The organism is Streptococcus sp. Marseille-Q6488, from assembly GCF_946902925.1.
GTDB lineage: Bacteria > Bacillota > Bacilli > Lactobacillales > Streptococcaceae > Streptococcus.
The window spans coordinates 85,099-107,905 of sequence record NZ_CAMPPZ010000016.1; the positions used below are offsets into that span (position 1 = coordinate 85,099).

The following is a 22,807-nucleotide window of genomic DNA, read 5'->3' on the forward strand; positions in this document are numbered from 1 at the left end:
AAGGGAATAACTAGAAAGATTTGTGAATACAGACTATTTCTGATATACTAAATATACAGTAATAATGAATGATGGGAGATGGGATGAAAGAATTTCAATTTGAGAGAAAGCAGCGTTTTTCTTTGAGGAAATATGCAATAGGAGCTTGTTCGGTCTTGCTAGGAACGAGTTTATTTTTTGCTGGTATGGGTGCTCAACCTGTACAGGCTACCGAAACGACTTCAACACTAATTTCAAGTCATTATTTGGATGAGCAGGATTTACCTAAAAAGCTAAAATCTGAGTTGCAATGGTTTGAGGAAAATAAGATTGAGGTAAAAGAGGGAAAAGAATACTACTTTATCTATCGAAAATTGGCTACAAGATTACCAGAAACAGGTCTGTTTTCTAATGATGGGATGTTTATCTTGGGAGCAGGATTATTATTGCTTTCCTTCACTTTAATCAAGAGAAAAAGGAGAGCGTCTTACTTCCTTGTGGCAGTCTTTGCTGTTGGTGGATGGGGAGCATCCATCTCTGCTTTAGAAAATCTGTTAGAATTGCAACCAGCCCTTGTTAAGAGAGTAGAAGGTCAGTTTTTACCAAGTCCTGAAAGAGTCCAAGGATATGAATTTACGGGATATTATTTGGTAAGAGATAGTGCTAGCAAGGAACTTTCTGTTGATAAGATAGAGTCGCCAGCATTATCTCAAAAGGAGGAAAGTTCAGAACCTCAATTTAAGAAGATTGTACCACAGACTGCATCTCATTTTAGCTCGACTGAAGACCTTGTGCAATCTCCTCAACCATCCTACGCAGTTGAGAAAATTGTTGAAGCTCCTGTAAGCAAACAAGCTCCTGATGAAATTGTGCCCATAGGGACTAAGGAGGAAGTTGCAGGAAATCCCCAAGGAGAACAACCGAAAGCAGAAGATAATAGTGATTATAAAACAAGTCCTGAGGAAGGCGTGTTAAATGCCACAGTAGAGAAACCAGAATTGCTAGTCACTACAGAGGAGATTGCTTTCCAAACGATAGAACAAGAAGATGCAACCTTAGCTAAAGGGCAAACTAAAGTTGTTCAAGAAGGTGTTGTTGGTGAACGCACCATCTATACGGAAGTCACTATCGTTAACGGGGAAAAATCTAGCAAAGTTATAGAAAATATAATCACAAAAGAGCCGGTGGATAAGGTGATTGCAGTTGGGACTAAGGAAGAAGTTGCACCAAAACCAACACAACCTGTAACTCCAGAGCCAGAGGAAGTTAAACCAGTTCAACCTGAAAAAACTCCAATAGTAGAGAATGAAACAGAGACAAAACCAGCTGATGGAATAGGACAACCAAGACCAGGAGCAGAAGAAACGCCGGGTACAGAAGCAACACCCGACGAGAAACAAACACCTGACAAACCCGAAGCCGAGCCGAAGCAACCAGATCCAGCAACCCCAGCTGTGGAATCAGGGGGCGAGGAGAATCAAACTCTTGCCCCACAAGGTACTGAGTCTAATCAACCATCTAAAGTAGCTGCTGAGACAAAAGATTCTGAGCCAGAAAGCCCAGTTGTGGAATCAGGGCGAGAAGAAGACCAATCCCCTTCGGAACAAAAGGGTGAGGAGAACCAGCTGGAGAATCCAGTTGAGGGGGTCAAAGATGTTGGTGAATCTGCCCCACAAGAAACCCAAAAACAACCAGAACAAACGGCTCCATCTCCAGAGGTCAACCCAAGTCCAGTAAACGAACCAGAACCAGCTGTTCAGCCTGAACCCTTAGCTCCCCAAGTGCAACCAACTGTCCCAAATCCAGTAACGAAAGAAAAAGTATTAGAGTATAAAACAATATATAAAGCATCGCCAGCTTTAAATTACAAAGAGCAACGAGTAGAAGTAGCAGGCGAAAATGGTAAGGAAGTGACAACTACTTCTTACAGTTTTGATGAAAGTACTGGGAAAATAGTAGAAAACACTTCAACAAAGATAGAAAAACATCCAGTAGATAGAGTTATTAAGGTTGGAAATGTAGAAGAAACAACCTCAACAACCAAAAGAGGTGAACAGTTTATCGCGGATGAGTCACTTGATAAAGGTGTCAAAGAAGTCAGAAATCAAGGTCAAGATGAAGAAACGACAACAATAAAAGTTTACAAAGTAAATGAACAAACAGGAGACTTGACGGAGCCAGCTGTAACAACAAAAGTCGCTAAGCCAATGCAAGCGAAAATAACGGCAGTAGGAACAAAACCAACAGTTCAATCACAAGAAATTCCTTTTAAGACAGTTTATAAAGCATCGCCAGATTTAAGTTACAATGTGCAAGAAGAAGAAACACCAGGGGAAAACGGTCGTACAGTATCAACTACAAAATACACATTAAATCCTGAAACAGGGGCTATCTCAGAAGAAACTACAACTGAAAATATTCCAGTTAAAGACAAAGTAGTAAAAGTTGGAAATGTGGAAAAGATAGTGTCACCTATAGAAATCACTGAGTTGAGAAAAGATAACCTTGAACTTCCAAAAGGAAAAGAAGTAGTTGAATATGCAGGAGAGCAAGGGGAAAAAACCGTCACTAAAACTTATGAAGTTAATCCGGAGACAGGAGAGTTATCAAATCCAGTAGAGAAGACTGAAACAACTAAAGCTATGCGCCAAAAAGTAATCTTGGTTGGTACTAAAGAAGACAAACCACATCTATTGCCAGAAAATAGCGAGTTAGAAAATGCAGTGGATGTGATGGAAGCTAGTAGAGAAATGAAGTCTGTAGACTTCTTAACAGATGAAAAAATAAAAGCGCAACTAACTCCGTCTGCTTTAGAAATAGAGCGTGATTTTTATAAAAAACGCAGTGAGTTGAAAAAAACGCAGCCGCAGATAAGGGATGATGAAGTAAGAGAAATTCTACGAAAAGAATATCTTGAAAAATTATCGATTAAAGAAACACTCGATGCGACTAAAACCGATTTAGAAGCTAGTTTGAAAAAAGTTGCGGCGCATACCTTGAGTATTTTAGGTGACAATCAACAAAATAGAGAAAAAGTAAAAGGTGATATTGAAGCTAATAAAGAGAAAATATTACTAGGGTTATCCTATATCAATCGTTTTTATAATATTGATTTTGGAGATACTAATATCCGCGATATTCTAGCTTATAATCCAAGCTCATTTGGTAAGAAAGAGGTTACTGCTTTAGATTGGTTAACCCACCTTGGGTCTATGAGTTATGATGAATTAAGATTAACCAATAGTCCAAAAACATTTGAGAAATACTTTGGTAAAATTACAGATAAACCAACATTATTAGAGTTCCTAGATTACAACAGAACTACATTCACTAATATGGATGGCGATACGTGGTTGAAGAAAGCGACTAAAGCTATCGTAGTTGAAAAAGCTTCGAAAGAAAAACCTGATGAAAAAGTAGACTTATATACAAAATTAACTACTCTTCCTGAGAAATATGGAGCAGAAGAACTTCAAATAAAAAATAGAAGACAACACAATATAGCTACATTATTAGGTTTAGTGAATATTAAAGAACCAAGCGTGTATGCTATAACTAACATAGCGACGGTAACCTACGGAAACATCGGAACGTATATGGATACTTCTTTAGAGAAAACCAATAAAGCTAAGTATACCGAAGAGCTTAATAAGGTTAAAGAATTGATAGAATTAACAGCTACAAGGCAGGCTAATTATGTTGATACTTTATATAGAATAACAAAAGAAGAAAATCGTCCGAAACTAATTACAAATAGAGTAATTGTCGATACGATGAAACAATATACTGCAGACGTAAATGCTAGAATAAATACTACATGGTCTAAAGAATCAGGACCAACAGCAGATAAAGGGGTTAAAGACTTTATGACACCTCTAGGATTGTATTCACCATCGCAAAATGTAGGTGCAGAAGCCAATGGAGTGGGTGTCCGTTACTTCATAGATAGAGTTCTGGATGATAGAGGTTCAGCTACTTATTCTCATGAAATGACGCATTTATTAGACAGAACAGTACTGTTTAATAATCATGGTCGTCGAGATGGTACAGCGGCAGAGTTTTATGCTAGAGGAATTTTTGAAAATTCTTACACACCAGAAAAAGATACGTATTTTAACCTAAACTTTGTTTTTGACGAAAGTAAGAAAAATGGCTTCTACAACAAAACGCCAGATAGATTCAAAACAGATGCAGACTTGAAATCTTATATGCATGGAAGTTTTGATGTGTTATATAGTTTAGATTATTTAGAAGCGGAAGCAACAAAACAACTTTTAGCGGCAGATAAAACTAAATACTTCAAGAAAATAACTCCGATTACTTCAACTGGGACTAGAACACCCGTAACATACACAAATCCAGCAGTTCAAGCTACGCACAAGAGTGAAAAAATCTCAGAAATCACACTGGCAGAAGCGGAAAAACTAACGGATATCAATAGCTTGATTGATAATAATATTTTAGTGAACCGTTACATTATAAAAGGATTTACTGATAAAGGTACTATTCAAGCTAATGGGTATTATTTAGTGGATATGTTTGATACCATTTATGGTGTTAGTCAAAATGACTCTGGTATGAGTGGGGATATCACCTTTAGAAAACAAGCCTTTGAACTTATGGGTGCTCTAGGATATTATGAGGGATTCGTACCTTATGTATCGAATCAGTTTAAAGTAGAAGCAGAAGCGGCAGGAAAACCATTATCCGATAAGTATATTTTTGAAAAAATTCTAGGAAAATCTTACGCAGCTTTCAAAAAAGAGCAAATAACTGAGCGTGTTGAGAAATTAGGTAAGTTAAAACTAATTACTATAAATTACAATGGAAAAGAAGAAGTGATTGATAGTAAAGAAAAATTACAAGAGCTTATGAATAAAGCTGTTTTAGCTGAACTAGCCCAGATAAAAGCAGGCAATACCACGGCTAAAAAGTTTGAGTTTATCGAAACCCCAGTTCAAAAACTGAAAAAAGCGATTTATAAAGCTTATCTCAAAGATTCAGATGACTTTAGACAGTCGATTTACAATAGTTAAGACAAAAGGGACATCTCTCTGGAATGAACATTCAGAGAGGTGTTTTTTTGCGCTCTTGTAAGGTTTGACTTTATTAGTTTGCTTGAATATGGAGTGATTTTCAGACTTTTCCACAAATTATAGAATCTTTTCTGAGTATTTAGGGAGTGATAGAGGAAGTCTTGAAAGCGCTTTTGTTTTGTGCTATAGTCAAGTAAATCGAGTCGTTTAAAGAGGAATGCTTGTATGAGAAGAGAAGAAGTTTTACGAAATCACTGGTTTTTTAGCCAAGAGATGGGGAAGGAAGAGGCCTTGGCACCGGATTTTCAGAGGGGAAATTGGCAGGCCATTCAAGTGCCACATGACTGGAGTATTTACAATGATTTTGACCATTATTCGCCAGCGCAAAATGAGGGTGGTCAGTTAAATGGGGGTCAGGCTTGGTACCGGACGCAGTTTTACTTGGAAGAAGATGCCAGTCTTGTATCGGTGCGTTTGTTGTTTGACGGGGTTTACATGAATGCCCAAGTCTATATTAACGGGCAAGTGCTGGGCTATTATCCCAATGGCTATACACCCTTTTCTTATGATATCACCTCTTATCTAAGAAACGATGGGACAGCCAACCAGCTTGCGGTTTTTGTGGAAAATAAGCAACCTAGCAGTCGTTGGTATTCGGGCAGTGGTGTTTACCGAGAAGTAAAATTATTGATTAGAGATTTGGTGCATCTGGATTTATATGGGATTAAGATAGAAAGTCCCAAGCTCAAGGAGCAAAGAGATGGATGGGTGGAAACTCAGCTTGAAAGTAAAGTTTCAAATGATGGGCCTCAGTCTGTGTCGGTATATTTAGAACAGAGTATCTGGTATGATGGACAACAGCTGTCAGACTGGCAGGCGACAGACTCTCTAGTGATTGAGTCTGGGGACAAATATTCTTTCCAACAAGCCATATCAATTTTCCAACCTTTGCTTTGGGATATTGACCATCCTCATCTCTATCAGTTGAAGACTCGCCTTTATAAAAATGGCATTTTGGTTGATGAAGAAGAGGAGAGCTTTGGTTACCGCTATATAGATTGGCAAGCGGATAAGGGCTTCTTTCTAAATGGTCGCTGGTTGAAGATTCATGGAGTTTGTCTGCACCATGACTATGGATCTCTGGGAGCTGTGGAAAACAGGTCAGCTGCCGAGAGACGATTGCGCCAGATGAAGGAAATGGGCGTCAATGCGATTCGAATCACCCATAATCCAGCTAGTAGTATCTTGCTAGATGTGGCTGCTAAAATGGGGCTACTTATTCAAGAAGAAGCATTTGATACCTGGTATGGAGGCAAGAAAGAATATGACTATGGTCGCTTTTTTGAGGAAGAAGCGACTCATCCAGAAGCGAAAGCAGGCGATTTCTGGTCAGATTACGACTTGCGCACTATGATTGAGCGTGGCAAGAACAATCCAGCGATTTTTATGTGGTCCTTGGGAAATGAAGTCAGCGAAGCAAATGGCGATGCCCATTCATTGAAAACTATTAAACGCTTGCTGGAAAGGGTCAATGAGATTGATGATAGCCGTTTTGTGACCATGGGAATGGACCAGTTCCGCTTTGGAGATGGTTCTGGAGGTCATGAAAAGATTGCTGATTTGCTGGATGTGGTAGGCTTGAATTACTCGGAAGATAATATTGATAGGATTCGTAAAAGACATCCCAAGTGGCGACTTTACGGGTCTGAAACCTCATCGGCTACCCGAACGCGTGATAGCTATTTTCGCCCAGCTAAGGAATGGGTTGGGGATAATCGCCACGTGCGGAATTTTGAACAGTCAGACTATGGCAATGATCGGGTTCCTTGGGGGAAGACGGCGACGGCTTCTTGGATAGCAGATAGAAATCGGCTAGACTATGCGGGTCAGTTTATCTGGACAGGAGTGGACTATATAGGTGAGCCGACTCCTTGGCACAATCAAAATGACACGCCTGTAAAGAGTTCCTATTTTGGGATCGTGGATACGGCAGGGATTCCTAAAAATGACTATTATCTTTACCAAAGTCAGTGGGTGGACCTAGATCAGCAGCCTATGGTTCATATCTTACCTCACTGGAATTGGGAAATCCACAAGAGTTATCAACAAGTTGTGGATAAGTATGGGGATATCCCTGTTCGAGTCTATTCAAATGCTGGTTCAGTAGAGCTATTTCTCAATGGGAAATCCCAAGGCAGAAAGACTTTTCAGGAAAAATGGACTTCAGGCGGTAGAAAATACCAAGAGGGAGAAGGTTCTGGCCAACTCTATCTTGAATGGCGTTTGGCTTATCAACCGGGAGAATTGCGTGCTGTAGCTTATGACCGTCAAGGTCAGCTTGTGGCAGAAGATAGGGTGGTGACTGCAGGTAAGCCTGCTAAGATTGGGTTACATGCCGAGAAATCACAACTGGAGCCAGATGGGCAAGACCTCCTCTATCTCTATTTTGATGTATTGGACAAGAATGGAAATTGGGTTCCGACTGCTTCCAATCAGCTTCATTTTAAAATTGAAGGCCCTGCTCGTATTGTGGGTGTGGATAATGGAAGGCAGGCCAGTCATGAACGTTACAAGGCTCAGAAAAATGGTCGGTTTAAGCGGAAAGCCTTTCATGGCAGAGGTGTCCTCTTAGTTCAGAGCTTGGAGCAGGCAGGTCTAGTCAGAGTAAAGGCCAGTGCCAGAGGGCTAGAGCCAGCAAGTTTTGATCTCTTAGTGGGAGAGGCTTTGGCTACCCAACCAGTGAAAAATAAGCGCTTGTTTGAGATTCGAGTGAACAAGCAGGCAGAATTACAAGAAGGGGATTCCCCAGCCATTGGACTTTATCCACAAACTGTGGATAACCCTGTGAACAAGGTGGGGAATAGTGAAGTGATTTGGGAGATGAGTGGCAGTGCCCACGCCATTATCAAGCAGGGAGTGCTTCATTGCTTGTCTGCAGGGGACTTGGTTATCCGAGCCATGTATCAAGGGAAAACCTATCAACTGCATTTGCAGGTAGCAGAAAATACCTCGCTAGGGCAGGCAGTGTCTGTACGACCACTTCGCTTGTATACAGCTAAGGGGACTTATCCACAGCTTCCGTCCTCGGTCTTGGTGGACTATGAGTCAGGCGGTGTAAAACGAGTCAAGGTTGTCTGGGAGAAAATTCCTAAAGAAGCTTTGGAAAGCTTTCATGAATTTACGGTATCTGGCCAGCTAGAAGGTCTGGATTTAAAGGCTTCGGCTCAGGTTTGTGTTCAAGGGATTTACGCTATTGAGCCTGAAAGGGTCTGGACGCTTGTCAAGGAAGCTCCACACTTACCAGACCGAGTCAAGCTAGTCTTATCAGATGGTAGACGAGATACGGCCAAGGTGACTTGGGATGAACTCAATCCTCAAATCTATGATCAGGTAGGAGAATGTGTGCTCACAGGACAAGTAGCGGGCTGTGAGTGGCCGGCAACAGTCACTATTCATGTGACAGATGCCAGTGTAGATGGGGAAGTCATTTCCAATCAATGGACAGGGTCCAATCTGCCTCTGGTCTTTGCTTCCCACTCAGAGCTGAATCACCCAGTCTCTTACCTCAATGACAAGGTCATTTCTCGGAAGAAATCGACAGCCAATACTTGGATTGCTAAGTCAGATCAAGCTAGCGTGGGCATTCTTTTTGGAGATGCAGGGATTTTAAAACCGCGATTTGTGGATAATGTGACCTTGTATTATGTTGAGAATCAAGAATACGTGGCGATGGAGCCTACTTTTATTGATTATTATGTAGGGAATGAGCCTAGCTTGCCTCGGACTCCCAATCATTTGGATAAGGATTCCCTGCTCAAACAAGAGGAGAATTGGCGACCTGTATCAGCTATCCGAAAAGTTTCAAGCGACAAGGCTGAAGAGCTTCGTTTTGAATTTGACAAGGTAGAAACCTATGCCCTTCGTCTTCGATTTGAAAACTTGGTAAATCCACTAGCGTTAACAGAATTGCAAGTGCATGCCAAAAAAGTTAAGAAAAATGTAGATAGGAAGTAGTATGGTAAGAGAAATAAAACCGCATGGGCCCTTGCCTAGTTCGACCCAGCTAGCTTATTTAGAGGATGAACTAGCAGCCTTTATCCATTTTGGTCCCAATACCTTTTATGACCAGGAATGGGGGACAGGTCAGGAGAATCCTGCACGCTTTAACCCGACAAGGTTAGACGCACGTGAGTGGGTTCGCGTGCTCAAGGAAACGGGCTTCAAAAAGTTGATTTTGGTGGTCAAGCACCATGATGGCTTTGTCCTTTATCCGACAGCTCACACAGATTATTCGGTCAAGGCCAGCCCTTGGAGGAATGGAGAGGGGGACTTGCTCCTTGAAGTATCCCAAGCTGCCACAGAGTTTGATATGGATATGGGGGTCTACCTATCGCCGTGGGATGCTCATAGTCCCCTCTATCATGTGGACCGAGAAGCAGACTATAATGCCTATTATCTGGCTCAGCTGCAGGAAATCTTATCAAATCCTGCTTATGGTAATGCAGGAAAATTTGCTGAGGTCTGGATGGATGGAGCTAGAGGAGAGGGCGCTCAAAAGGTCAATTATGAATTTGAAAAATGGTTTGAAACCATTCGTGAACTGCAGGGAGATTGCTTAATTTTTTCAACAGAAGATACCAGTATACGCTGGATTGGCAATGAACGAGGGTATGCAGGTGATCCCCTGTGGCAAAAGGTGAATCCTAATAAACTAGGAACAGAAGCAGAGCTGGACTATCTTCAGCACGGAGATCCCTCGGGCACGATTTTTTCAATTGGTGAGGCAGATGTTTCCATTCGACCGGGCTGGTTTTACCATGAAGAGCAGGATCCTAAGTCACTTGAGGAGTTGGTCGAAATCTACTTTCACTCGGTGGGTCGGGGAACTCCACTCTTGCTTAATATTCCGCCGAATCAAGATGGGCTCTTTGATGCAAAGGATATTGAACGTCTCTATGAATTTGCGGCCTATCGCAATGAGCTCTATAAAGAAGATTTGGCTCTGGGATCTGAGGTATCTGGTCCAGCTCTTTCCACAGACTTTGCCTGTCACCATTTGACAGATGGCCTTAGGACCAGCTCTTGGGCAAGCGACGTAGGCTTGCCAATCCAGTTAGAACTTGAGTTAGGGTCACCTAAAACTTTTGATGTAATTGAGTTAAGAGAAGATTTGAAGTTAGGGCAACGAATCGCTGCTTTTCATGTGCAAGTAGAGGTGGACGGCGTCTGGCAAGAGTTTGCCAGGGGCTTCACAGTTGGTCATAAGCGCCTCTTGCGAGGTCCACTAGTAGAGGCACAGAAGGTGCGCGTGATGATTACAGAGTCACAGGATTTACCTGTATTGACCAAGATTTCCCTCTATAAAACTCCTGGATTATCAAAAAAAGAAGTTGTTCAGGAACTAGCATTTGCAGAAAAAAGTTTAACTGTGACAAAGGGAGAGGCTCTTCATTTTAGGATTGAACGTAGCGAAAGTGGCTCCTCTTTAGAGGCTAAGATTTCGATTCAACCGGGGACAGGTGTGCATGGTGTCGCCTATCAGGATGAGATTCAAGTCCTTCAATTCCAAGCAGGGGAAAGAAAAAAAGATTTGTGCCTACCAACCCTGTATTTTGCTGCCGATAAGACTTTAGATTTCTATCTAAATCTGACTGTTGATGGACAACTGATTGATCAAGCTCATATTTTAGTTGAAACGAGATAAAATATCTTCACAATTCATTTCCTTTTCGAATAAATAGATAGAACCATCGAATCTAGCAAAATTAGATTTAAAAATATGGTATAATAGAAGGAGGAAATGGATGACTTTAAGACATCCGGGCATTAGCCCGACCAATGATTTGGTTGCTAAGAAAATCTTTAGCAACCCAGAAATCACTTGTCAGTTTATCCGCGATATGTTGGACTTGCCTGCCAAAAATGTAACCATTTTGGAGGGGAGCAATATTCATGTACTACCTTCCCTGCCTTATTCAGCCCAAGATTTCTACACTAGCATAGATGTCTTGGCGGAGTTGGATAATGGTACGCAAGTTATTATTGAGATTCAGGTTCATCATCAGAATTTTTTCATCAATCGCCTATGGGCTTACCTATGTAGTCAGGTTAATCAAAACCTAGAAAAAATTCGCCAACGAGAAGATGATACCCACCAGAGTTACAAACATATCGCACCAGTATACGCTATCGCAATCGTGGACAGCAATTACTTTTCAGATGATTTGGCCTTCCACAGTTTCAGCATGCGAGAGGACACGACAGGTGAGGTCTTAACCATCACAAACAATGGACAAGAAAACCATCTAGTCAAGATGGCATTCTTGGAACTAAAAAAATACAGAGAAACCAGCAAAGACAAGGTTCGTAAACCATGGTTGGAGTTTTTCGGGAATAAGCCCTTTACCCAGCAACCCGAGCGAGCCATCAGCCAAGCAGACCAACTGCTAGACTACAAGAGCTGGTCCGAGGAGGACAGGAAGATGTTTAGCCAACTACGTATGCGAGAAGAACAGGCCTTGTTAGCGCAGGACTATGCCTTGGAAACAGCTAGAGCGGAAGGCATTGAAGAGGGATTAAAAGTAGGTCTAGTAAATCTCGTTCGCCAAGGTCTGCTGCTATCTGAGGTTGCCAGTCAGCAGTTGGGTATGACTGTGGCTGAGTTTGAGGCGCTATTGAAAGACCATCACAAATAAGGACTAAAAAAACTCTAAGCAGGCAGAGCCTGCTAACTCATGACAGAAAAAGAAGTTTAGCTTATAATGAAGATGAACAATACAAATCCGTGGTGTCTAATAGGGCTTTTCCTAGCCTGTTAAAAAAACTGGATGAACAAGAGTCATGAGATAACTCGAATATGCCTTGAGCATAAAAATATCTTACTAGTAGCCTCTTGTTCTATTGTTCAAATAGTTAACAGGAGGTTTTTATAATGGAAGTCATGATTGAAACGTGTTGTGGTATTGATGTCCACCAAAAATCTATTGTTTGTTGTATTCTAGATGATCCACTAGATACTAATAAGCCAAAGAAAATTCAGAAGAAATTTGGGACAACTACTGTAGCTCTTCACAATGCCTTAGATTGGTTGGTGGAAAACCATGTCACACATGTCTTTTTTGAAAGTACTGGGCAATATTGGCTCCCTCTCTTTAATATCTTTTCAGATTCTAATCTCGTCTTGGTACTTGCTAATCCTCAACATATCAAGAATGTGCCTGGTCGAAAAACAGACATGAAAGATGCCGAATGGATTGCTCAACTCGGCCGTTGCGGACTAATTGAACCTTCCTATATCCCTGCTCCTGAAGTAGTACAGCTTCGTTTACTGACACGTCGCATGCGTTCTTACAAGCAGCGTCAAACTCAAGTCAAAAATGAAATTCACAATCTCTTACAACGGGCTAATATCAAGCTAACAAGTTATCTTTCTGATATTTTTTCTAAGACAGGGCGATCACTTTTAAAATTATTTATTAACGGAGAAAGCATTACTGTAGAATCTGTTATCCCTTGTATCCAAAAGCGAGTGAAAGCAAGTCCAGAAGAACTTGTTGAAGCGATGGAAGGAAAGTTGTCACTAGAAGATCGCTTCCTCTTAGACCAGAGCTTAGAGGAATATCAGATGTATCAGGAACTCATTGAAAAATTGACCGATGAGATTCAACACTACATCGAAAAGGAGTTTCCCTGAGGAAAATAGGATACTTCAAACCATTCCTGGTGTGAATGAAAACTGTGCTGCCACTATTCTAGCTGAGATTGGACTAACTGTTACAGCCTTTCCATCCGATGCACACTTAGCATCCTGGGCTGGACTATGCCCAGGATCTTATGAGAGTGCTGGCATTAAAAAATCCTCACACATTACGCAAGGAAATCGATATATCAAACAGGCTCTGACCATGTCGGGATTAATTGTAGCACATTCTAAGGATCCAGCTTTTTCTTCTTTTTACAATCGAATTTCCCAAAGAGGAAGCAAGATGAAGGCGATTATTGCTTGTGCTCATAAGATTCTCAGAATCATTTACAAACTACTCTCCACCAAACAGACTTATCAAAAAGAAAAGGCGATAGGACTGAGGAAACAGTTCTAACGCTAAAACTAAAAAAATTCAATTACAGTATAGCACAGGAAGTGATTTTTTACTGTCTTTTTTCAAATAAAAATTTAGCGTTTTGCTGTTCAAATTTGCGAAAATAGTATATAATAATACTGTCTCAAAACTTGTCTTTTGACAAGCCTGGGAACAAAAAGAAAAAAACATATCCTTTCCTTAAATACTAAAATATTTAAGGGGGGGGGGTATTTTTTAGTACCTCCAGAAAGGAAAAAACGAGAGGTAATTCAATCATGAAAAAATCATATCGTGATGATAACGGGGAAAAGGTCTTCCGTTATTCCATTCGTAAGTACCACTTTGGTGCTGCCAGTGTTGCGGTAGCGGCTCTGATGTTTTTTGCCAACGGAGCTGTGGCAGCGAGTGAGACAATTACTCCAGTTACGGCAAGTGATGTCGTTACGGCAGGTTCTGATGGCAATGCAGATGGGGTTCCAGGAACCTCGGATGAGGAAGACTCCAAGCAAGCTCTGACTGACCAGCCAGCTGAACTTAAACCAGCTGATGAGCTAAAAGCACAAGAGGCGCCGGCTGAAGAAGCTGAACAAGGGAAAGCTGTGTCTAAGCCTGCTGAGGTAGACTCTAACTCTAGCCAGCCAGAGTCTGCTCAAGAGAAGCCTCAAGCAGAGGGAGAAAAAGAGCAAGAACAGCCAGCTGCTGTTGCTAATACAGAGGCAGCCAAATCGACTCAAGGGAATCTGCAAGCTTTGTTGGCAAACCTAACCCTAGACTCTATGAAGGCTCTCCACGATGAAGTGGAAGCGGGTCTAGCAGCAGCTAATGCAGTTTTGAGCGACCCTAAAGCGACACAAGCGCAAGTTGACGAGCAAACAAGGGCTATGGAAGCCCTAATCAGCCGTGTCAACCAAGCCTTGACGCCTGCCCTAGAAAATCCAACAATCTTGGAAAAAGCAGGTCTAGCATCTACAGACCTCACATCTACAGGTATAACTTCTACCGGACTCGCTACTCCAGACGGAGCTGTGACCGAGCAACCAACCGGAGGGAAGCGTCGTAGAGGAGGAGGCTTGAGCGCGACAGCACCAGCTGCAACCCAAGACGCTTCATCTGCTGGAGGGAACGCAACTACTCCTGGAGCTAGCTCTAGCTCTCAAGCTACTCCACAGGCACTCCCAACCTACACCAACACAGAAGGTAAAAATGGTGTTTATGACCTAAAAAAAGAGTTAGAGTTTATCACTAATCAACTCCGAGCTAACAATGCGTCGGAAGATAAAATCCAAGCAGCCAAGGCAGCCGTTGATAAGTTCAATGAAGCCTTCTCTAAAGGAGACACTATCAGTCAATCAGATTTTGATGCGGCCTTAGCAGATCTGAAAAAATCACGTGAACTTATCGAAGGAGTTCTTGCTGAAAAAGAGGCTAATGGAGCGGTTGTTTCAAATCCCCTTGAACCACGGGTTTCTAAGAGGAATGAGTCTGGTTATTCACTTGATGATGATGAAGATGACATCGAACATGAGCAATCTTCAGATACAGAACCAACAACTATCCAACCTCGTTCGAACAGGACACCTCGCTCAGTTGATAGTGTTGGAATATATAATAATAAAAATAGGTACTACTTTGATAGAGGACAAGACCCCGCTAGCCCGTATAGCCGATACACTTATGCGTTTTTTAATGAGCGTGCTGTCAGAGGTAGTGGAAATCCAGATAGAATTAGTAGACTACAAGGATATTTGAAAGAAACAGTAACCCCAACAACAGAAGGTTTTAGATGGAATATTGAGATTAATCCTGGAAGGAATGATTTAGGTGGGCTTAGTTTCATGTTTACGGTGCCTAACGGCCAAAATATTAAACAAGATACAGTAACAGTAACTAAAACCGATAACGCTGGAACAACTTCGAATTCAACCCAGGGTAGAGGTAATAATCAAGATATGGTTACTGGATCATTGAGTGCTGCTGGAGCAACAAATGTAGCGAAGGGAACTCCAGAAAATACGAATGCTGCTAGAGTAGGAACTCCAGGAAGCCCTAATCACTATTTAGTAGGAAATGTAGATGATTTTTATAGAAGCGGATTAGCAATCCAAAATAGACAACCAGATGCATTCCACAGTAGAGGGGATAGCGAAACTGTACCAGCTAACTCAGAATTACAATCAAGAGCAGAAAGAGAGTTAGGAAATCAGAAACTACAGAGAATTAAAGATTCTAGAGGAGTAACTTATTACGGTAGAATAGCAGGGAATACGAGTTATACAATTACTTTCGAAACGCAAGGTAATAACGATTTAAATAAATTAGATTATTTATCTGTATTAAAAGGTATTAAAAATGGAGAAAAAACTTATTTAGGAAGTATAGTGCACGCTAGAACAGATAGTGAGAAGGGATTCGCTGATAAAAACATCTATCGTCTTAAAGGTAATGGGTACTATGAAGTTGAACGAAACACGGCGTATTATACGACTAGATTCCCTGGAGAAGGAAGAAAAGTTAAAGAGAAAAATGGCAGTGTCGCTTATGCTTATGAAAGATATCAAGATAATCCGTTAAATCCTAATGTTAAAGGAGTTTTAACGGAAGGAGGTAACTTTGGTTCTGACCGAGCTTTCGATATAGATGGTCAGTCTTATGGGGACTATTATAACGAAGGGGATCAGAAGCTAGATAAAGAGACAGTCAAACAGCAAGCACAGGAAAATGGACAAAGCATTACATGGTACAAAGGAGATAGAGAACTTACTAGAGAAGAAGTAACTTTAGATGCTATCTCTACAGCTGGTGTTCATACTTATAAATATAAAGTTTCATATAGAGATGGTTCTTATAATGATGGTACAATTAATTTTGTAACAAAACCTAAAAAGCCTGAAATAACAACAGATATAGAAACAAAACTAGGACAAACACTTAATGTTACGGCGAGAAATATAGAACCAAATAGCGAGGTAGAATTATATAAAAAAGGAGAAAATAATCAAGGTGATTTACTTATATCTAAAACTACAGCTGGTAGTCAAGGAAATGAAGTTACGTTTTCAAACGTTAACCTTAAAGCCGGGATTTATTATGTGAAACAAAAAGTGGCAGGAAGTTGGTTAAATCGTTCAAATAATAAAGTTGAAGGAGTTTATTCTGATCCCTCATCTGATAAAAAAGTAGATGGGCTAGTAGTGGGAACTACTGGTAAGTTCACTAATGGTGATAGAATAGATAGAAAGCCAATAACCCACTATTCAACAAAAGACAATCAAAGAGATGCTGAATTAATCCACGCCTTTATAGCTGAATCTCCAGATGGAATTAGAAGTGTAACAGTAGAAAATCCAGATAATCTACCTAACTTAACTACAAACACCCCATCCGGTGGAACTAGTGCAACGAGAAAAGTGATAAATGTCCATGCGCCGGCGGCAAATCTTCAGGGTAGTTATAGACTTGTATTTACAGCAACATCTAATAGTGGCGCAATTAAAACATTTACCACGGTTATTAATTATCCGCCAGCTGCCCCATCTTTCGAAACAACCTCAAAAGAGTTGGAAAGAAAAGCTCAAGAGAATTTAAAAACACCACCACCAACTATTATAAAAGTAAAAAATGTGAGCGTTAGTAATAATAAAGTGCAGGATGGCAAACAATGGAAAGTCTTTTTGGTTAGAGGTGGATATAATAATAATAATAATCTAGTTCCTAAAGCAGAAGACTATGAAATTATAGGAGAAGCACTACCGAAAGAAGGTGGTATCGCCCAATTCGCGTATACTGACTATAAGGTGGATAAATTAGGAACTCAACCAATTAGAGCTATTGTTGCGTTGATAGATAAGAAAAGTGGAAAAATAGATGAAAACTTGGTTTCTACGTTGAGTACTGATAGCATACAAGCAACCAATCCAATAACACACTACCCAATAAAACCGGAAGTAAGCCAAGATCCAAATACTTTAGAGGTTACTGCCAAAGTTGGACAAGGTACGGCTAATAAAGCGAAGCTTGTCTATTTCCCTCAGCCAGGCGTTCTCGTTCCTGCTAACGAAACATTCACTAAAGTAGGAAATAAATGGGTCAAAGATTCACAAAACAATAACAATATAACTATTTCGAATAATTCGGATGGAACAGCGACAATCCATATTCCATACGGGACGAGTGCAAACAACCTTCCAGTTGCAGCTAGTCAATATGAAGAAGGTCAAAGTACAGAGTCGGAAAATAATAATGTAATAGTAAAAGGAGATACAACAGCACCGAAGGTGAGTTTAGGAGATACAGTTTTATCAACTGATGCCAACCAAGCAACAACACCGGTATATAAAGTGGTACAAGGGGATGTGTTTAATCCAAAACTTAAGGTTTGGGATAATATAGGTAGTGTCAAGGAGTTGGATATAACAAATACCCCTGCTGGCATTACTAAACAGAAGTTTGGAACTGATTTCCAAAGTCAAACTAACGCTAAGGAAAATAATAAATATAGTGGTTCGACATTTAGTGGTAATGTTGCAGATACACAAGCAATAGGACAACAGACAGCTCAAATCACTGTAAAAGACGCATCAAATAATACGGCTACTTACTACTTGCGTTATGAGGTTCTTCCAAAAGTAGAGGCTAAGCAAGATAAGTTTCCTCAAGTTAAAAGTAAAGAATTACAAGATGGAAACAATCCAGAAACTTATATTCAATTTAAAAATAATAATCAAAATGTTACTAAGCCATCAGTAGCAGATGTAACTTGGGAAAGAAGACCAAGTACAGAAGAAGCAGGTCTTGATAAAACAGGAGTAGTAAAAGTTACCTACCATGTAACAGACGAGAATGGTCAATCTAGAGATGAAGTTAAACTTGTAACAATTAAAACACCAGTCTATCACGCAACTGTGAGAGATACCGGTATTTATGAAACAACAGTAGGGACTAATTTCTCAGCTTCTACTAGTGCAACTGGGGGGTATTTAACTTCTAACTTTAACACTAACACTAAATATTATTGGAAATCGAATACAGAAAATGGATATCACAGCGGATATGGAGGAGATACACGTAATCAAACAGCAGATTATCTAGGGAAACGTTCGGATACAATTCGAGTTTTCTATCCAAATTCTCAAGATAGGCAGGATTATCAAGATAAACGTTCAGAAGACCATGAGATTACGTTTATTTCTAAACCACGTATTCCGTCTGTCGATGCAGCGTCACTAGCTGGAAAAGCGAATAAGATAAATCAAACAGTAATAGTTAATAATGTTACACCAGGAACAACAGTTAAATTATACAATGGCGATACTGAGATTGGTTCAGTAGATGTAAGGAAAGGTGATAATGAGTCTTATACAGCTGTTAAAAATAATGTTGAGGTAACAGTAAACGGTACATTACCACTTTCTAAAAATATTCGTGCAAAAACAATATACACACCTGATCAAATAGACTCAGGATATAGCAGGAGTGTAAGTAGCACGACGCAGGCACCGTCGAAACCAAGTATCTCTCAAAGTCCAGAAGATTTAGTAGTGAAAGCGAAAGTAGGGCAAGATGGGGCTACAAAAGTGACACTTACTTATATTAATGCAAATGGAATTACTAAAACAGTAGGATTTACGAAAAACAATGGAAACTGGGATAAAGATAATGTGAATGCTGATGCTACAGTATCAATTACAAATGATACTGATGGTCTAGGTGAAATTCAACTTCAACTTCAACAAGATACAGCACAAGCAGGTTCTGAAGTTACTGTTAAACAAAAAACAGATACATCAGAATTTAGTACCCCAGCTACTACTAAAGCTTTAGGAAGATTAACGGGGTTAACAAATACAGCTCAAGCTGATGGTTCTGTGGAAATCAATGTTCCGGAAGATGCTACGCGTATGAGTTTAACTTATACACCGACAGGGCATTCTACATCAACAACATTAGAATACACGAAAAATGGTAGAACATGGACGTCTCATAATGGAATAGGTACTTATTCTGATGCGGGAAGAATATCCATTCCAAAAGCTGCAGTAGAGGATGGTACTACAGTTTCGGTTATTGCATCAAACAATAGTAAAACAACTACTAATATAATAAGTAAAGCGAAGTTTGAACAACCGAATGCAACAATAAGTAATCAACGTGAGAACGGCGATACGAGAATCACTCTTCCAAATAATGCTGATACTGTGACTGTTACTTATAAAGATGCACAAAATATAGCTAAGTCAGTGACTTTAACTAAAGGAGCAGGAAACCAATGGACAAGTGGTGGAAACTTGCCGACTGGTGTAACATTGATAGATAGTGAGCTTGAGATCGCGTACAAGACTATTAAAGGTGATGAAGCTGTGAGAACGGTTTCAACACGAGGGCAGGGAGATGTTCGTTCTCAAGGGGCAACTCAAGACATCGTAGTAGACCACAGATCACCAGTTATTCAAGATGTTGTTATCGCTGCAGGTGCGATACCTACGAATGATGATTTAGAACGTGCTGTAACGTTTGAAAAGCGTTCTATTACTGCGAAGTCAACACAAACAGCTGTTCCAGCTGGAACAACAAGAAATATTCCAGCAACCTTGACTTATAACGATGAATCTACCGAAGACATTACTGTAACTGTCAAATCAAAACCAACAGCGCCAACGGTTAATGATTTAGAAAGTCGTCCTAATGCAACAGAGCCAGGACTTTTATCAACAGCCCGCCAGATTTCTGGTCAAGCTATGGCAGGAGCTGAAAAAGTTAAATTAACTTTACAAAACGGTGAAGTTAAAGAGATAACTCCTGAAGCTGATGGACGTTGGTCTTATACACTTGCCGCGAATGAATTCCTTACACAAACAACATCACGATTTAATGCCAAATACAGCAGTGATCAAATTAGTGTTGTTCAAGTGAAAGATGGTATAGAATCTGAACCAAATAGAGTCGGTGTTGTGATGGGACGCACGATTGTAGATACACCACTCCAAGCTGGACGTAATATTACTCTTCATATTCCACATGATACGACTTCTGGATATATCCGTATTGGAGGAACAACCAATGGAGGTGGAGTAGATATTGGTTTGAAGAAAGTCGGAGATACCTGGACTTTAGCAACAGATGCAGATAAGGCAAGCAAACTAGAACTTGTAAATGAAACGGATTCTGACAATCCAGCTATGACTAAGGTTACACTTAAGGTTAAAGATACGAATGAAGCATTATATAAGTCACCGTTTACTATTGGTTCTGATAGAGGAAATGTCAAGTTCAGAGCTCACTATTATAATGGTGGAAATATCAATGGACCAGTTCCGAGTGGTCGTACTTCTGATCAAGATTGGATTTTATCTGCAATGCCAACTAATACAAATCCGGTAGCTTCTTGGGAAACAGGTAAAGAAGTTCAAGATGGACAAAGTCTTCCATCGCCTAAGGTAGACGAGTTAAAAGACTTGTTTAAGGGAGCGGATGCGGAAGATGATGCAAGTTTGACTGTAGGATACGCAGCCTCTAATAGAGGTAAATTACGTGTTCGTGTATTCACTGGTCGAAATATTGCTAATAATGTTGAAGGAACCTCTGTTAGTGCACAATCTAATGGTCGAATCGCTCCAGGTAACTATACTCTTGTCTTATCAACAATAGATGCCGCAGGAGCAGAATCTAATCTTCTTGAAAGAAATGTTGTAATTAAGAGCCATGCAGATTACTATCGTGATATTGTTAAGTATCCAACAAATGAGGAAAAATTAACATATAATGATACAGATCTTACTAATGGTAATTTTACAACAGCAGCGAAAACAAGGTTTAAAGATAAAATTGAAGAATTAAATCGCACAGTACTTCCGGCATCAACAAGATATACAGTAGGAACTACTGACGATAAGGCGAAAGTAGCTGTGATTAACTTCCCGGATGGTTCTACTATTGATATTTCTCATACACTAGTAGCAAAACCAACGAAGCCTACATTCAACCCAACTGAAGGACAAGGAGAAGGTGCAAAATTAAGTGATACAGATCGTGTAATTAGTGGAACAGCACTTCTAAGTGCAACGAAGGTAACTATTCATTTCCAAGATGGTCGTGGTCAAAGAGGAAGTCAAGATGTGACACCGGTTAATGGGAAATGGAGCTATAACTTACCACAAGATCGTTATCTTCGCCAGACTGAAGACACAACAGTTATAGGTTCATCGTCAGTTCCATTATCAGTAACACAGACAGTCTTTGATGCAGTTAGTGATAAAGAAACTATCTATGTAGCAAAACATAGAAACTTCGAAGGTAGAACAATCACGCAACCAAAAGGAAGTGAAGAATTAAAAGCTTTAAAAGCAGATGCTAAAAAAGGGATTAAGTACACTGAGAGAGATGTAGAACAAGCATTCCCAAGTGATTTTGAGGCAACATGGAAACAAACTCCAGATATCGATACAGTGGGTAGAAAAACATATAAAGTTCAAGTAACAGAAAAAGAAAAAACGGATACAAGTATACCTGGTGAGTATGATGTGACAATTATAGTAACAAATAAAAAACCTGAAGAGTTGACTTACGAGAATAAAGACAATGGAACAACTCGTATTAAGTTACCGACAGATGCGGATAAAGTAAGGTTAACAATTCCAAAAGGAAATAGAATCGAAGAATATACTCTTACTTCAGAAAATAATTGGGAACTACCATCTAACTCGGGAATAAAGAGAGAGGGTGATTACTTAGTCCTAAATTCTAACTCTGTTGATGGAAACCGTCAAGTAACAGCAATAGCTACTAAAGGTGAAGGAGAACTTAAGAGTCAAGAAACACCAACGTCTGTCTCAATTCCTACACATGACCTTGAAGTGACGAAAATCACGAAAAAACCTGGAGAATCAACGACAAATGAAGAGTTACTTGCTGCGGTAAATGTAGATAAAAAAGCTTCAGCTGTATTGAAAGAAGGAACGCGATATCCAACAACTGTAGGAACTCATACTCTTGACGTTGTAGTAACTTATGCAGATAGAAGTACTGAGATAGTTAAAGTACCTTATGAAGTAACAGCAGTTGACAAATCAGGATTAGAAACAGCTAAAGAAGAATTAGCAGAAGCGATAGCAGCAAATGCAGATAAAGCGGATAAACCACAAAGTAAAGTAGAAGCATACGAAACAGCTAAGCAAAAAGCAGAAACAGCTAAGCGAGATGCGGAAACAGTAATTGGAAATGACAATGCGACAGCGGATCAAGTAAGAGAAGCACTAAGAAAAGTAACCGAAGCTAAAACTACATTAGAAGAAGCAACAACAGCATTGAACAATGTAGCAACAACGCCAGCTAAGGAAAAATTATCAAGAGAAGCAGCGGCATTAACAAATAAAGCAGATACAACAAATAAAACACCAGACAGTGTTACAGCATACAATAATAAAGTAAATGAAGCGCAAAATGATATAACGCAAGCGCAAGCAGCGGCGCAAGCAGTAGCAGATAAAGGTGATAATGCAACAGCAACAGAAGTATCAGAAGCACAAGCGAAGGTAACCGCAGCACAAGCGAAATTAGACGAAGCTAAGAAACTATTAGTAGCTAAAGAAGACAAATCAGGATTAGAAACAGCTAAAGAAGAATTAGCAGAAGCGATAGCAGCAAATGCAGATAAAGCGGATAAACCACAAAGTAAAGTAGAAGCATACGAAACAGCTAAGCAAAAAGCAGAAACAG

General features: G+C 40.1%; 7 protein-coding genes. All 7 read left to right on the plus strand.

Features of this window, described 5'->3' with window-relative positions; genetic code table 11:
• Nucleotides 1-83 precede the first annotated feature (83 nt).
• Entirely contained in the window at nt 84-5,015 is a 4,932-nt protein-coding gene (locus OVN23_RS08400) for a ZmpA/ZmpB/ZmpC family metallo-endopeptidase (protein WP_267240965.1), read from the plus strand.
• A gap of 225 nt (nt 5,016-5,240) precedes the next feature.
• Nucleotides 5,241-9,029: a sugar-binding domain-containing protein gene (locus tag OVN23_RS08405; protein WP_267240966.1), complete on the plus strand. Its 3,789-nt coding sequence runs from the start codon at nt 5,241-5,243 to the stop codon at nt 9,027-9,029.
• Between the two features lies 1 nt (nt 9,030).
• Nucleotides 9,031-10,719: an alpha-L-fucosidase gene (locus tag OVN23_RS08410; protein ID WP_138703866.1), complete on the plus strand. Its 1,689-nt coding sequence runs from the start codon at nt 9,031-9,033 to the stop codon at nt 10,717-10,719.
• Nucleotides 10,720-10,819: 100 nt separating this feature from the next.
• Nucleotides 10,820-11,710, plus strand: a complete 891-nt coding sequence (locus OVN23_RS08415; RefSeq protein WP_138703865.1) for an Rpn family recombination-promoting nuclease/putative transposase — start codon at nt 10,820-10,822, stop codon at nt 11,708-11,710.
• A 236-nt stretch (nt 11,711-11,946) separates the two neighbouring features.
• Nucleotides 11,947-12,708, plus strand: coding sequence for an IS110 family transposase (locus OVN23_RS08420; protein ID WP_173218789.1), 762 nt, complete (start codon nt 11,947-11,949; stop codon nt 12,706-12,708).
• Complete coding sequence (locus OVN23_RS10430; RefSeq protein WP_119942462.1) at nt 12,671-13,114, plus strand: transposase; 444 nt, start codon at nt 12,671-12,673, stop codon at nt 13,112-13,114. The genes OVN23_RS08420 and OVN23_RS10430 overlap by 38 nt, the downstream gene beginning before the upstream one ends.
• A 257-nt stretch (nt 13,115-13,371) precedes the next feature.
• On the plus strand, nt 13,372-22,807 hold a 9,436-nt coding region (locus OVN23_RS08425), incomplete at its 3' end, for a YSIRK-type signal peptide-containing protein (protein ID WP_267240967.1).

Bases quoted from the DNA above. Each gene is read 5' to 3' on its own strand.
- OVN23_RS08400 (WP_267240965.1), top strand. From the start codon at position 84: ATGAAAGAATTTCAATTTGAGAGAAAGCAGCGTTTTTCTTTGAGGAAA.
- OVN23_RS08405 (WP_267240966.1), top strand. From the start codon at position 5,241: ATGAGAAGAGAAGAAGTTTTACGAAATCACTGGTTTTTTAGCCAAGAG.
- OVN23_RS08410 (WP_138703866.1), top strand. From the start codon at position 9,031: ATGGTAAGAGAAATAAAACCGCATGGGCCCTTGCCTAGTTCGACCCAG.
- OVN23_RS08415 (WP_138703865.1), top strand. From the start codon at position 10,820: ATGACTTTAAGACATCCGGGCATTAGCCCGACCAATGATTTGGTTGCT.
- OVN23_RS08420 (WP_173218789.1), top strand. From the start codon at position 11,947: ATGGAAGTCATGATTGAAACGTGTTGTGGTATTGATGTCCACCAAAAA.
- OVN23_RS10430 (WP_119942462.1), top strand. From the start codon at position 12,671: ATGAGATTCAACACTACATCGAAAAGGAGTTTCCCTGAGGAAAATAGG.